The following is a 13999-nucleotide window of genomic DNA, read 5'->3' as shown; positions in this document are numbered from 1 at the left end:
GCTGATGGAGAAAAAATATGGCTGTGGTAGTAGGCGTTGGCGTCATCATAGTGAACCCTCAAGGTTTGGTATTACTGGGAAAACGCTGCGGTCAGCATGCGCCTTACTGGTCAATTCCCGGCGGGCATGTAGAGTCTGGAGAATCCTTTGAACAGTGTGCGCAGCGGGAAGTGGCTGAAGAAACCGGCCTGCTGATTCAGCACCCGCAAGTTATTGCTCTGACTAATAATATCGCCACCTGGCAGGCAGAAGGTAAACATACGGTTTCGGTATGTTTACTGGCCGATCATCCCGGCGGCGAGGTGGAAAATAAAGAGCCGGAGAAATGCAGCCAATGGATTTGGTGCTCCCCCGATGACCTGCCCGAACCACACTTTGAGGCAAGCAAAAATGCCATTCATCTCTGGCTAAATCGTCGTTTTTATACCCCATCCAACTAAAAAACAGCGCTATATAAACAACTACATAACCAAGTATTTCAAGTATTTATTATCTATGCTTGGTAGAAAATTGTGCGTTTCCTGTATTTATACTCAGCAAATTTGATCTAATCTTGCAAATACCTCTATCTGGTTAGTTTTCAGCAAAAAATCCCTTTACAATAGACGCACTATTTTTATGGGCAACGGATTTTGTCTTGCCCAACGTTCGACAATCTAGCGTTACCAAAACAATTAGACACATAACATGGGTGTAATATGAGCAAAAAACAGACTGAACTCGGTAAGCGACGTCGGTGGGGATGGCTATGGCTATTACTGATCGGCATCATTCTTGGCGCTGCGCTTCTGGCTGGCACTGCCACCGTTTTCCATAAAACCAGTGATACTACCTTCTGCGTTTCCTGTCATACCATGCAACAGCCTTTGGCCGAGTATCAGGGCAGCATCCACTTCCAGAACCCAAAAGGCATCCGCGCCGAATGTGCTGATTGCCACGTTCCCCATGAGCCATTGGACTACTTGTGGACTAAAGTCCGGGCGGTGAAAGATATCTACGGCGAAATGGTCGGAACCATCAGCACGCCAGAGAAATACGAAGCGCATAAGCTGGCGATGGCGCAATCGGTGTGGAAAACCCTCAAAGAGAACGATTCCGCCACCTGCCGTTCCTGCCATAGCTATGACGCTATGGACATCACCGCACAAAGTGCTGAAGCCCGCGTTCAGCATCCGGTCGCGATCAAAAACGGGGAAACCTGTATTGATTGCCACAAAGGCGTGGCCCACATCCTTCCGGATATGAGCGAGCTGACTCAAGCTGGGGCTGCCGAGCTAGCCACCGCCGCAGCACAAACGCCAGCTGACGCAACCACGTTATATACCATTGCCACCGAACCTTTCTTTATGCAGGCAGATGACAGCCATAACGCCGGTAATCTGATGCCATCTACCGAAGTTAAGGTAGTGAAACAGGAAGGCGATCAGGTACTAGTCGACGTGGAGGGCTGGCAGCAAGATGGTGTGGCGGAAGTCTTCTACGCTGCGCAAGGTAAACGCATCCTCAGCGTATTACTGGGCGAAGAGGCGCAGAAAGCGCTGAAAACTACGTCCTCTCAAACCGATGCTGAAACCGGTCTAATCTGGCATCAGGTGGCGCTACAAGTCTGGTTACCGAAGAAACAACTGGTTGACGATCAACAGAAAATCTGGCGCTACGCCGCCGATATGATGTCCGCCAACTGCACCGGTTGCCACGGTTTGACCGCACTGGATCGTTTCAATGCCAACCAATGGATTGGGGTGATTAAAGGCATGGCACCGCGTACTTCCCTGACACAGGAACAGCTACGCGTACTGACACAATACGTACAAAAACATGCCAGTGATATGCCGGCCAAGTCGTAAACGAGAGGCGAAAATGAGCAAATACGAACAAAAACCGTTACACATGAGCCGCCGCCGTTTCCTGATGGGCACCAGCGCGTTAGCGGCGTTACCTTTAGTGGCTGGCCTGTGGCCTAAATCGGCGCTGGCAGAGGCCATTAGCCAAGCGTTACCTCAGTTTTTAGCATTGCGTCAGGCACAGAAAGGCATTCTGACCGGCGCTCACTGGGGCGCGTTTGAAGCTATCGTCGAAAATGGCCGTATGGTCGCCGTTCAGCCTGTAAAAGACGATCCCTACCCTAACGATCTGATCACCATGGCGCCTTATCAGGTACACGCGGAAAACCGCATCAAATATCCTATGGTGCGCAAAAGCTGGCTGGAAGGCGGGCCGGGGAGCCGTACTGAGCTACGTGGCCGCGATGAGTGGGTTCGTGTCAGTTGGGATAAAGCGATTGAACTGGTGTGTGGAGAAATTACCCGCGTACAGAAAGATCACGGCCCGCAAGCACTGTACGCCGGTTCTTACGGCTGGAAAAGCGTGGGAATGCTGCACAACAGCCGCACCCTGTTACAGCGTCTGATGAACCTGACCGGCGGTTTCCTCGGTTATGCCGGTGACTATTCTACCGGTGCTGCGCAGGTGATTATGTCCCACGTCGTCGGCTCTATGGAGGTTTACGAGCAGCAAACTGCCTGGCCAAACGTGATAGAAAACAGCGAGCTGGTGATCTTATGGGGTTGTAACCCGATGATCACTTTAAAAAATAGCTGGAACATTCCAGATCACGTGGGCCAGACCGGTTTTGAAGCGCTGAAGAAAAAAGGCACCAAAGTTATCAGTATCGATCCGGTGTATAACGACAGCGCCAAATTCACTAACGCTCAATGGATCGCCCCGCGCCCTTATACTGATAGCGCGATGCTTATCGGTATCGCCCATACTTTATTGACTGAAAAACTGTATGACCCGGACTTCGTTAAAACCTACACCGTCGGCTTTGATAAATTCCAGTCCTACCTGTTAGGTGACGATGACGGTCAGCCGAAAAATGCCGAGTGGGCCGCCGATATCAGCGGCGTAGATGCTGAAGTTCTGCGTCAGCTCGCGCGGGATATGGCGAAACAGCGCACCATGATTATGGGCGGCTGGGGCATTCAGCGTCAGCATCACGGGGAACAACAGCACTGGTTGCTGGTGACCGTGGCGGCCATGCTTGGCCAAATCGGCCTGCCGGGCGGCGGTTTCGGTTTCAGCTATCACTACTCTTCCGGCGGTAGCCCAACGGCCAAAGGCGGCATTTTACCGGGGATTTCCGCCGGTAATGCACCGAAGAACTCACCGGCTCCGATTCCAGTGGCACGTATTGCGGAATGTCTGGCTAATCCGGGTAAAACCATTGATTTTAATGGCACTAAGGTGACTTATCCCGATATAAAAATGGTCTACGTGGCGGGCGGTAACACCTTCCACCAGCATCAGGATACCAATAACCTGATCAAAGCCTGGCAGCACCCGGAAACCATCGTGGTAAACGAACCTTACTGGACCGCAACCGCCAAGTACGCCGACATCGTGCTACCTGCCACCACCAGCTACGAGCGTAACGATCTGGAAATGGGCGGCGATTACTCGCAACTGTATGTTTTCCCAATGCATCAATGTGTACCGCCGCAGCATGAATCTCGTAACGATTTTGATATCTTCGCTGCAATGGCGGCCAAATTGGGCGTTCTTGATGCCTTTACCGACGGCAAAGATGAAACCCAGTGGCTGAAATCCATGTACGACGATATGAAATCTCAGGCCAGAACGGCGCGAGTCGCTCTGCCACCGTTTGATATGTTCTGGCAGTCGAATAACTACGTTCGATTCCCGATTCCAGAAGCCAATAAGCAATGGATTCGTTTTGCCGATTATCGGGAAAATCCGCTGTTAAACCCGCTCGGGACGCCATCCGGCAAGATCGAGATTTATTCAGATACTATTGCCAAAATGGGTTATGCCGATTGTCGGGGAATTCCTACCTGGATGCCACCCTACGAATGGTATCGCGGGCCGGAAGCGAAAAAATACCCGTTGTCGCTCAACACCGCTCATCCGATCAACCGGTTGCACTCCCAATTGGATAATACCCCGTTGCGGAAAAAATATGCGGTGGCCGATCGTGAAGCGATTCTGATCAACCCGCAGGATGCCAGCGCGCGCGGTATTACCAACGGCGATCTGGTTCGTGCCTTTAACGATCGCGGTCAGATCATGGTGGGGGCAGTGGTAACCGAAGACGTTCGTCCGGGCGTAGTTCGTGTCAGTGAGGGAGCGTGGTTCGATCCGGCAGAACCGGCGGAACCGGGCTCTATCTGTAAAAACGGCAATATCAACTGCCTGACTTTCGATATCGGCTCATCCAGTCTGGCTCAGGGTAACTGTGGCCAGATGGCGCAGTTGGAGATTGAGAAATATACTGGTCAGGTGTTGAAAAATACCGCTCATGCGGTGCCAGAAGGCGCTTAACCGTGACAACATAGAGCCAGAAGACGTACCTCTGGCTCTACAGACAAAACTGAAAGGCGATATTCAATATCGCCTTTTTCACGCCCAAAACCTGCCGCTATTGCCAATTATGGCGCGGTGGCTGCTTCCAACTGAATCAGATACACCAAAGCCTCATCGCGATGGGTAAAACACATATCCCGTCGAGCCTGCAGGCTGGCACACACTGTTGGTCGCTGCGGGGAGTGGAAAATAGCGCAACGCATATCAATGGCTAAATGAATACAGCGGGTATTGGCAGGTTTGCCGAAAGGCATACCTGGAATGGGGCTGGAAATCGAGGGGGCAATACAACACGCACCGCAATCTGAGCGACAGTCCATCAGTGATTCTCCGGTGGGCTGACAGAGTAGATGGCGGACAATAGCAATCGCCGTCAATAACTACCAGCACTATCCTTCCCCCGGATTATTCCGCATCAATAACTGGGATGAATCACTCAATCGATCTGTCGATTATTTAACCAAAGTCTAAACTATAAGCATTATATAGCGATAGTCATGAGGCTGATGACCGAAGTATTAACCAGCTAATTATTCAGTCTAAGTATATTCAGCTATTTACAGCGACCCGCCGCCACTGTACCATTGAGCTAGTACAAAAGAACCTTACCCTCAGCGGGTTTTTCAGGAGCAATGCATGTCAATGGACTCTACTCAGTCCCTATCCCGCCCGTCAGTTCTCGGCGGCGCGATGATCGTAGCAGGTACCGCCGTCGGCGCGGGAATGTTCTCTATTCCTATCGTGACCGCCGGCGTTTGGTTTAGCGGTTCTGTTGCGCTGCTGATCTACACTTGGGCATGTATGCTGATTTCCGGCCTGATGATTCTGGAAGCTAACCTCAATTACCCGACCGGCGCCAGTTTCCATACGGTGGTGCAGGACTTGCTGGGGCGCATGTGGAGCTCAATCAACGGACTGTCCATTACCTTTGTGCTGTATATCCTGACTTACGCCTACATCTCGGCGGGCGGCTCCATTATCGCCCACACCCTAGACGGCATTGTCGGCGTGGGGCAAACCACGTCAGGCCTAGTATTCGCGGTACTGGTGGCCTTTATCGTTTGGTTATCTACCCGTGCGGTAGACCGTTTGAGCACAATATTGATTGGCGGAATGGTAATCACCTTTGTTATGTCCGTAGGTGATATGTACACACACGTAAAAGCCGACGTATTGTTTAACCATAGCCAAAGCGACGCCAGCTATCTGCCCTACGCGCTCGCGGCTCTGCCTTACCTGCTGACCTCATTTGGCTATCACGGCAACGTGCCCGGTTTGGTGAAGTATTATCGCAAAGACAGTAAATCCGTGGTGCGCAGCCTGTTATTCGGCACGCTGATTGCTCTGGCGATTTATATCCTGTGGCAGTATGTGATTCAGGGCAACATCGCGCGCGATGCTTTCAAACTGGTGATTGCCGACGGCGGCAACATTGGCAGCCTGCTAAAACAGATGGATACGGTATCCGCAGGCCCATTGACCGGTCAATTGCTGAATGCCTTCTCCTATATGGCGTTGGCCAGCTCCTTCCTCGGGGTATCATTGGGACTGTTCGACTATATCGCCGATTTCTTTAAATTCGCCGATGACGGCATTGGCCGGGCTAAATCAGCATTAGTGACCTTTGTGCCACCCACGATCGGCGCCTTACTGTTTCCGAATGGTTTCCTGTACGCTATTGGTTTTGCCGGTCTGGCAGCCACTATTTGGGCCGTTATTGTTCCGGCACTGATGGCGCGCGCGACGCGCCGACGCTTCCCGCAGGCCACTTACCGGGCTCCTGGCGGCAGCCTGATGATCGGCTTTATCATCGCCTTTGGCCTGATTAACGCCGTGGCGCATATCTGTGCATTAATGGGCTTACTGCCAGTCTATCAATAGGTTCCAATCTTCTGCGCCGCCGGGCCAATTCCTCTCCGGCGGCACATTCTTTTTCCCGCAATAATCCGCCATCGAATCATTGCTTGTTCCAGGCCAGGTTTTCGCGCTTTTTCCTCATTCTTTTTACGCTATCTGCTTGCCTGTAGCCCGCAGCACGGGTAATTTGTCGCAACTTATCTTCAATCCTGATTGGCGGGTTATTTTTATGGCAAGAGCTAACGAAATTAAGCGCGGTATGGCGGTCAACTACAACGGCAAATTGCTGTTGGTGAAAGATATTGATGTACAAAGTCCAAGCGCCCGTGGCGCCAGCACTTTATACAAAATGCGTTTTTCAGACGTGCGTACCGGTTTGAAAGTGGAAGAGCGTTTTAAAGGCGATGATATTCTCGATACCATCACGCTAACCCGCCGCGCGGTCAACTTCTCTTATATTGATGGCGACGAATACGTCTTTATGGATGAAGAAGACTATACGCCGTACAACTTCAAAAAAGAGCAGATCGAAGAAGAACTGCTGTTTATTCCTGAAGGTGGTATGCCGGGAATGCAGGTATTAACGATGGAAGGCCAGTTGCTGGCGCTCGAATTGCCGCAAACGGTCGATATGGAAATTGTGGAAACTGCACCGAGCATCAAGGGCGCTTCAGCCAGTGCTCGTAACAAACCGGCAATCATGAGTACCGGCCTATCAATTCAGGTGCCCGAGTACATCAGCCCAGGAGAGAAAATCCGTATTCATATCGCAGAACGCCGTTATATGGGTCGCGCAGATTAATCTTTGCTGATTCAACGTTAAGAGCCGGCAAAACCGGCCCTTAACCATCATTATCCCACAAACCATCATTTCACTGAATTAACGTAACTCAGGGAAAAACGCTCGCTTCAGGGCTAACTCTACGCCGCGCACTTCAGCCAAACCTTTCAGACGCCCAATTGCCGAGTAGCCGGGATTGGTTTTCTTGTGCAAATCATCCAGCATTTGGTGGCCGTGATCCGGACGCATCGGAATAGGACGGCTATCCCCCGCTCGCTGACGGCGCTGTTCTTCCGTCAGAATCGCCTTCACGACTTCATACATATCTACGTCGCCCTGCAAATGTCCGCCTTCGTGGAAGGTTTTCGGATTGCCTTCACGACAGGTTGAACGTAAATGCGTGAAATGAATACGATCGCCGAAGGTTTCGATCATCTTGACCAGATCGTTATCCGCCCGCACGCCGTAGGAGCCCGTGCACATGGTAAAACCGTTGTAAATACTGTCTACGGTCTCTTTCAGCCACTGCATATCTTCAAGGGTGGAAACAATGCGAGGCAGGCCAAGAATCGGACGCGGAGGATCATCTGGATGCACCGCCATACGTAAACCCACCTGCTCCGCAACCGGCACAATTGCACGCAGGAAATAGGCCATATTCTCACGCAGTTTGGCTTTATCGATGCCGTCGTATTCAGCCAGACGAGCGCGGAACTGGTCCAGAGTATAGCCTTCTTCGGCTCCCGGTAGACCCGCAATAATATTGCCGGTCAGTTTGGCCATTTCCGCCTCGGTCATCGAATCGAAATAATCCGCTGCCTGTGCCTGTTCTTCCGCCGTATAGTCTTTAGCCGCGCCCGGACGTTTCAGTATGTGTAGCTCGAAGGTCGCAAAGGCAATCTGGTCAAAACGCAGCGCTTTGGAACCGTCTGGGAGAGTGTATTCCAGATCGGTACGCGTCCAGTCCAGCACCGGCATGAAGTTGTAACACACGGTATCGATACCGCAGGCCGCCAGATTGCGCAGCGTCTGCTGGTAGTTGGCAATGTGCTGATCGACATCACCCGAATGGGTTTTGATCTCTTCATGTACCGGCACACTTTCTACTACCGACCACACCAGACCTTTCGCCGCCAGTTCTGCCTGACGTTTTTTAATTTCTTCCACCGGCCACACTTCGCCGTTTGGAATATGGTGCAGTGCAGTTACTACGCCTGTTGCCCCAGCCTGACGGATATCATCCAGCGAAACCGGGTCATTCGGGCCATACCAACGCCATGTTTGTTCCATCTGCTTTACCTTCTCACCTGCGTCATTATCATTGAATTACCCCGTGTTACTGCGCCATCGGCAATAACTGCGATGCGGGAGTCAAATTGCCTTCTTTTTAGCGGTTACTCATCATCTCAAGCTCATTCGGTATCCCAAGGGTCATATTTTCACGTATCAGACCTTATACCGAAATGTTGTTATACCGATTATCAATAGATATCACTCAGCTTTAACCTTACTCTTTACTGAGGAAGTGTCAAAAAGCAAAAGTACATTGGTTGATCCACCTCACGAATATGACCAATTTTGGACTAACCAATTTTAATTTCTATCATATCGCTTTACACTGCAAGCCGCTAATCATGACAAGCAGCGGAAACCTCTCCCTGATAGAGAGGGTTAACCCAGAGAGACAGACCCACCAAACTGGTCCAACACCTTTCCAGCTTGCCTACATTTGATACCGGTTCCCAGACGCTCAGGCGAACATTTGGGAAGCTAAACCATTCTGGAGTTTATGTATGAAAACCCTTGCCAATAGCCCGCTTCCCGCCGCCGTCCGCCGTCCGACTTACGATCGCAGTCAGTTGAAAAGCCGCATCGTTCACCTGGGTTTCGGAGCCTTCCATCGTGCTCATCAAGCGTTATTGGCCGACCGAGTGCTGAATCAGCTGGGCGGTGACTGGGGGATTTGTGAAGTCAGTCTTTTCGGCGGAGATACCCTGATTCAGGACTTACGTAAGCAAGATCATCTGTATTCGGTGCTGGAAAAAGGCGCCGAAGGCAATCAGGCCATCGTGATTGGCGCGGTACGTGAATCTCTGCATGCCCGTTTAGACGGTATCATGAAGGTGCTAGATAAATTGGTTGAGCCACAGGTCGCCATTGTTTCCCTGACTATTACTGAAAAAGGCTACTGCATTGAACCAGGCAGCGGTCAGTTAGACCTCAATCATCCGATGGTTCAGGCCGATTTGGCCGTACCGGAAGCGCCAACCTCTGCACCCGGCGTGTTGGTCGAAGCGCTGCGCCTGCGTCGTTTACACGGTTTGTCGCCTTTCACGGTTCTGTCTTGCGATAACATTCCAGAAAATGGCGATGTGGCTCGCAGTACGGTACTGAGCCTCGCCGCCGCGCGCGATCCGGAACTGGCCGAATGGATCCGCCAAAACGTCACTTTTCCTAATACCATGGTGGATCGCATCGTACCGGCCGCAACCCATGAAACGCTGCATGAAATAGCCGCCGAATTGGGCGTAGCCGATCCCTGCGGCATAGCCTGCGAACCATTTATTCAATGGGTTATCGAAGATAAATTTATTGCCGGACATCCGGACTGGCAAGCCGTCGGTGCTCAGTTAGTGGCTGATGTATTGCCTTTCGAAGAAATGAAATTGCGCATGCTGAACGGCAGCCATTCTTTCTTGGCTTACTTAGGTTATCTGGCAGGTTATCAACATATTAGCGATTGTATGACCGATGCCAACTATGTGCGTGCCGCTCGCCAACTGATGATGGCTGAACAGGCGCCAACGCTTAACGTCGAAAATACCGATCTAGATGCATATGCAGATAGCCTTATCGAGCGTTACCGCAATCCTTCGCTGAAACACCGCACTTGGCAAATCGCAATGGACGGCAGCCAAAAACTGCCGCAGCGCATGCTGGATTCCGTGCGTTGGCATCTGAAAAACGGCGGCCCTTACGCCTGTCTGGCGCTGGGCATTGCAGGCTGGATGCGTTATGTCGGCGGTATTGACGATGCAGGTCAGGAAATTGATATTCGCGATCCAATGCTGGAAAGTTTTAAAGCCTGCGTTGCGGAAACCAAAGACGGCGCAGAACGAGTGCAGGCTTTACTGGCACTAAAAAGCCTCTTCGGCGAAGAATTACCCCAGCAGGCTGAATTTGTCGCTGCCGTCACTCAGGCTTATGCTCAGTTACAACAACATGGCGCCAAAGAAACGGTGCGTTTACTGTTAGAGAAAGCCTGATAAATCCAATGCCACTGGCCGTCTAATGCGATCGGTGGTATTGCCTCAAAGCATTCCCATTTTTATTTCGCCGCACTATTTATTCTATTCACACTATCTATCCGCTATTTATCTGTTATCTGATAATGTCGGCACCGATTCAAACAAGAAACCGTCAAAATCGGGATGATCGGCATCGGAAACTTCCAACAGTATATTCTTCACGTTTTCCAAATGCTGCCACATAGCCTGTTTGGCCGCCTTGCTGTCTCGCCGGAGCACCGCCTGTAAGATCTTCTGATGATCTTCCAGCCATTGCCAACGGTAGCTGAAATCGGCAACGTGCAGGTGAACGCCCTGCCACATCACGCTGGTATTCCGCGCCCGCCAAGCTTCCCGAACCATACTGGCCAACACGCTATTTTGCGTCGATTGAGCCAGAAGAGAATGAAAAAGCTCGTCGGCAGTTTCATCTATTTGTCCGGCTTCTAGCGACAGCCTCTCCTGCTCTATCGCCTGCCGCATTTTGATAATATCGGCCTTGGTCGCCTGCAATGCAGCAAAAGCGGCAACTTCACTTTCCAGCAATTGCCTAGCCTGTAGCAATTCAAACGGACCATATCCGCTATCAATAATTACGGGCTGCTCATCATCAACATTATTTTCTGATCTGCTAAGCACGTACACGCCCGAACCTTTCCGGACTTCTACCCGTTTTTCAAGCTCTAGCATAATGAGCGCTTCCCGCACCACACTGCGGCTGACCTGAAATGTTTCCGCAATATCACGCTCTGGCGGCAGGCGATCGCCAACGCTATATTCACCCGCATTCAGTGCATCGCGCAGTTTCCCGCCGACTTCTTGGTATAAACGCATTATTTTATTACCTGAATCTGGCCTGTTTAACAGTACCAAGCTGAATTGGTCTGACCAAAAAGGGGAGTTAACGGATAATATCCCTATATATGACTGGAAGTATAACATGTGGTCCGATAGAAAAATCGGCAGAGCTGCGCAATGGCTCACAGAAAGGCACATAATTATGCTACAGATTAGCCCGATTTAATTAAATCGGGCTGCGAGCATTGAATTTATAAGCGTTGGTTTATCAGAGATAATTATTTTTTAGCTAAGCTGTTCTTTTAGCAATAGCTATCCTTTTAGCGATAATTAATGGTGACAATGGCCAGATTACGTTCTTTATTCAGCCATTGAATTTCTGAAGTGCCCAGATTCCCCGGTAAGTTGGACGTTGTGTCCATACCCGCCGTAATAACCTGACGTTGAGAAAGGTTTTTTCCGTTGCTATAACATCGGGTTGCCAGAGTTTGTGCAGAAAAATCAATCTGGCAGGGTGCATCTACAATGGAGCCAGTAAAGCGAACGATTCCGCTGGTGGCTGCTCCGTTAGCCAATGCGGTCCATGAAAATAAAACCAGTGCGACGCTGAGTACTCGATATTGACCCATGTTCACCTCAAAATCCGCTAAGACTCAATTAAAGAGTAGAGGATTTCGCTCAAAACAATGGCGTTGATAAGGCATTTTTTACCACCTTAATCGGTGCATAACCCATTAAAATAGTTAAATTATCGACGTTAGTCGTTATCTTATTCAGACTCTGCTTTGCGACTTTTCTCAATAACCGATTGATTATTAAGCTAATTAATAAATTATAATCTAAGTGTCTGATGTGAAAGTTTCACAACCTTTATTTTTCGGTATGCTTAACACAACGTTTTTTTACTGGGAGCACGTGGGTGACAAAAACCAATCTGATTACCGGTTTTCTTGGTAGCGGTAAAACCACCCTTATTCGCCAGTTATTGGCGCAAAAACCCGAACATGAAAAATGGGCGGTGTTAGTCAATGAGTTTGGAGAAATTGGTATCGATGGTGCGTTATTAGCCGATAGCGGGGCGGTACTAAAAGAAATACCCGGCGGCTGTATGTGCTGCGTGAATGGTTTACCTATGCAAGTGGGACTGAATATGCTGCTACAGCAGGCCAAACCGGATCGGTTATTAATCGAACCCACGGGGTTGGGTCATCCAAAGCAAATTCTGTCTCTATTAACCGCCGATATTTATCAGCCTTGGATTAGTCTTAGCGCCACGCTATGCTTGCTGGACGCCCGCCAATTACAGGATAAACGCTACACTGAAAATGAGAATTTTCGCGACCAGCTAGCCGCAGCGGATGTCATTATTGCCAGTAAGCAAGATACTTATATCGATACCGACCGTCAGGCATTGGCAGAATGGCAGCAAGTTCAGAACTCACAGCGTCCACTGTATTTCTCCTGTTTGGGGAAAATAGATATTTCCGTATTGGATATTCTGCATACCAATACGGCCCAACTGCCGGATGCGCGCCACCATCACGGAGAAGCATCCCCAAAAAAAGGCCTGGCGGCATTAAACCTAAACAGTGGCGAGCCTTGGCGCAGGGCGCTTAACCAAGGGCAAGGTTATACTAGCTGCGGTTGGATATTTAACAGCGAGACCATATTTGACACCGTGCCGTTGCTTGAATGGGTTCGTTTGAGTCCGGTAGAACGTGTTAAAGGCGTAATGCGTATTCCCGAAGGCGCATTGGTGGTGAATCGGCAGGGAAATGATTTACAGATTGAGACTCGTCCAACTCCGCCGCCAGACAGCCGAATTGAAGTGATTTCTTCCGGAGACAGCGACTGGAATACGCTACAGGGCAATTTGTTGAATATTCGTTTACATAAATAGGTATAATGCCCGACGTATTTTATCTGCGTTACTGTTTTAAACATCTAATTATATATAGGCCTTCGCATGACCCGCCGCAATTTACCGACAATCTTGATGCTCAACCTATTGGGTATTGCCCTGTTCCTATCTTGGTACTTACCTGAAAATCATGGTTGGTGGTTCGGGCCCGATTCGGCCATTTTCCATTACTTCAATAAGCATCTGCTTTCCAGCCCAACCTTCCTGCATGTGGTGGCGGTTACCAATAACCGTGCCTTCGACGTTATTTCCCTGCTATGTATGGGCGCGCTCTACTTGTATTTTTTCTTAAAAGAAAACCCTGCAGGACGACGTCGTTTAATCGTGATGGGTTTTGTGATGTTGCTGACGGCCGTATTTCTTAACCAGCTCGGACATCTATTACCGGTTAAACGCCCTAGCCCGACGCTAGTATTTGAGAATATCAACCGCGTTAGCGAGCTTATTGGTATCCCAACCAAAGACGCCTCCAGCGATAGCTTCCCGGGCGACCATGGCATGATGTTAATAATATTCGCCTGCTTTATGCTACGTTATTTCTCACGCGGGGCTTTTGCTATTGCATTGGTTATCGCCATCGTGTTCTCACTGCCAAGAATAATGATCGGCGCCCATTGGTTTACTGATATTGCCATCGGTGCGCTTTCGGTTGTATTAGTCGGTGCCAGTTGGATATTACTCACGCCAGCCAGCGATCGGATCATTGACTGGATAAATCAACGTCTGCCAAGCGCACGCCGTCCACGGTCCTGATACGTATTCCCACGCCACGGGGAGTCGCCACTCCCCGTTAAAATCTCGATTAAATCATTTTTGTATTTTTGCTAATCAACATATCAATCGTCTTTTCCGGAATAGCGCCATCGGTTATCACGTCGTCAAACTGCGTCAAATTGACCACTTTATGGTACGAGAACTTATTGAACTTAATCCCTTCTGCAATCAAATAACTCTTTCTGAACAGAGCATTAC

At 50.0% G+C, this 13999-nt stretch carries 12 protein-coding genes; 8 read left to right on the top strand and 4 right to left on the bottom strand.

Annotation, left to right across the window (positions count from 1 at the left end; translation table 11 throughout):
- The first annotated feature begins 17 nt into the window (after window positions 1–17).
- The 3 genes from AD970_RS04400 to torA all read left to right on the top strand — a co-directional run bounded on the left by AD970_RS04400 (window position 18) and on the right by torA (window position 4341).
- The gene (locus AD970_RS04400) at window positions 18–440 is read left to right on the top strand and encodes a nucleotide triphosphate diphosphatase NUDT15 (RefSeq protein ID WP_049597111.1); all 423 of its coding nucleotides are present in this window, start codon (window positions 18–20) and stop codon (window positions 438–440) included.
- Window positions 441–698: 258 nt separating this feature from the next.
- Window positions 699–1847, top strand: a complete 1149-nt coding sequence (locus AD970_RS04395) for a NapC/NirT family cytochrome c (protein ID WP_049597110.1) — start codon at window positions 699–701, stop codon at window positions 1845–1847.
- Between the two features lie 13 nt (window positions 1848–1860).
- Window positions 1861–4341 (top strand): trimethylamine-N-oxide reductase TorA, encoded by a 2481-nt coding sequence (gene torA, locus AD970_RS04390; RefSeq protein WP_049597109.1) that lies wholly within the window; start codon window positions 1861–1863, stop codon window positions 4339–4341.
- Window positions 4342–4448: 107 nt separating this feature from the next.
- On the opposite strand, the gene AD970_RS04385 is transcribed toward torA, so the two are convergent.
- Window positions 4449–4703, bottom strand: a complete 255-nt coding sequence (locus AD970_RS04385) for a YkgJ family cysteine cluster protein (protein WP_049597108.1) — start codon at window positions 4701–4703, stop codon at window positions 4449–4451.
- 316 nt (window positions 4704–5019) lie between these two features.
- On the opposite strand from AD970_RS04385, the gene mtr reads away from it, so the two are divergent.
- Together mtr and yeiP are read left to right on the top strand one after the other, a co-directional pair.
- On the top strand, window positions 5020–6264 hold the full coding sequence (mtr, locus tag AD970_RS04380; protein WP_049597107.1) for a tryptophan permease: 1245 nt from the start codon (window positions 5020–5022) through the stop codon (window positions 6262–6264).
- A 205-nt stretch (window positions 6265–6469) separates the two neighbouring features.
- Window positions 6470–7042 carry an elongation factor P-like protein YeiP gene (gene yeiP, locus AD970_RS04375; protein ID WP_049597106.1) on the top strand — a complete coding sequence of 191 codons (573 nt, stop codon included), beginning with the start codon at window positions 6470–6472 and terminating at the stop codon, window positions 7040–7042.
- Between the two features lie 78 nt (window positions 7043–7120).
- On the opposite strand, the gene uxuA is transcribed toward yeiP, so the two are convergent.
- Window positions 7121–8311 (bottom strand): mannonate dehydratase, encoded by a 1191-nt coding sequence (gene uxuA, locus AD970_RS04370; RefSeq protein ID WP_049597105.1) that lies wholly within the window; start codon window positions 8309–8311, stop codon window positions 7121–7123.
- Window positions 8312–8814: 503 nt separating this feature from the next.
- On the opposite strand from uxuA, the gene AD970_RS04365 reads away from it, so the two are divergent.
- Window positions 8815–10287, top strand: coding sequence for a mannitol dehydrogenase family protein (locus tag AD970_RS04365; protein WP_049597104.1), 1473 nt, complete (start codon window positions 8815–8817; stop codon window positions 10285–10287).
- Window positions 10288–10395: 108 nt separating this feature from the next.
- Here the strand turns inward: AD970_RS04365 and AD970_RS04360 are convergent, their stop codons facing one another.
- Entirely contained in the window at window positions 10396–11142 is a 747-nt protein-coding gene (locus AD970_RS04360) for an FCD domain-containing protein (protein ID WP_049597103.1), read from the bottom strand.
- A gap of 284 nt (window positions 11143–11426) precedes the next feature.
- Complete coding sequence (locus AD970_RS04355; protein WP_049597102.1) at window positions 11427–11735, bottom strand: fimbrial protein; 309 nt, start codon at window positions 11733–11735, stop codon at window positions 11427–11429.
- Between the two features lie 290 nt (window positions 11736–12025).
- Here AD970_RS04355 and AD970_RS04350 point away from each other — a divergent pair, with 290 nt between their 5' ends.
- Both AD970_RS04350 and AD970_RS04345 read left to right on the top strand, forming a co-directional pair.
- Window positions 12026–13006: a CobW family GTP-binding protein gene (locus AD970_RS04350; protein WP_049597101.1), complete on the top strand. Its 981-nt coding sequence runs from the start codon at window positions 12026–12028 to the stop codon at window positions 13004–13006.
- A 66-nt stretch (window positions 13007–13072) separates the two neighbouring features.
- Window positions 13073–13780, top strand: coding sequence for a phosphatase PAP2 family protein (locus AD970_RS04345; protein ID WP_049597100.1), 708 nt, complete (start codon window positions 13073–13075; stop codon window positions 13778–13780).
- Window positions 13781–13999: the final 219 nt, after the last annotated feature.

It is taken from the genome of Yersinia nurmii (assembly GCF_001112925.1).
Classification (GTDB): domain Bacteria; phylum Pseudomonadota; class Gammaproteobacteria; order Enterobacterales; family Enterobacteriaceae; genus Yersinia; species Yersinia nurmii.
The sequence above is the reverse complement of the archived record's forward strand: the minus strand, read 5'-3'. Positions and strand labels throughout refer to the sequence as shown.

Coding starts and splice junctions, on each gene's coding strand:
- AD970_RS04385 (WP_049597108.1), bottom strand. CDS start 4,703: ATGGACTGTCGCTCAGATTGCGGTGCGTGTTGTATTGCCCCCTCGATT.
- mtr (WP_049597107.1), top strand. CDS start 5,020: ATGTCAATGGACTCTACTCAGTCCCTATCCCGCCCGTCAGTTCTCGGC.
- AD970_RS04360 (WP_049597103.1), bottom strand. CDS start 11,142: ATGCGTTTATACCAAGAAGTCGGCGGGAAACTGCGCGATGCACTGAAT.
- uxuA (WP_049597105.1), bottom strand. CDS start 8,311: ATGGAACAAACATGGCGTTGGTATGGCCCGAATGACCCGGTTTCGCTG.
- AD970_RS04400 (WP_049597111.1), top strand. CDS start 18: ATGGCTGTGGTAGTAGGCGTTGGCGTCATCATAGTGAACCCTCAAGGT.
- yeiP (WP_049597106.1), top strand. CDS start 6,470: ATGGCAAGAGCTAACGAAATTAAGCGCGGTATGGCGGTCAACTACAAC.
- AD970_RS04365 (WP_049597104.1), top strand. CDS start 8,815: ATGAAAACCCTTGCCAATAGCCCGCTTCCCGCCGCCGTCCGCCGTCCG.
- AD970_RS04355 (WP_049597102.1), bottom strand. CDS start 11,735: ATGGGTCAATATCGAGTACTCAGCGTCGCACTGGTTTTATTTTCATGG.
- torA (WP_049597109.1), top strand. CDS start 1,861: ATGAGCAAATACGAACAAAAACCGTTACACATGAGCCGCCGCCGTTTC.
- AD970_RS04395 (WP_049597110.1), top strand. CDS start 699: ATGAGCAAAAAACAGACTGAACTCGGTAAGCGACGTCGGTGGGGATGG.
- AD970_RS04345 (WP_049597100.1), top strand. CDS start 13,073: ATGACCCGCCGCAATTTACCGACAATCTTGATGCTCAACCTATTGGGT.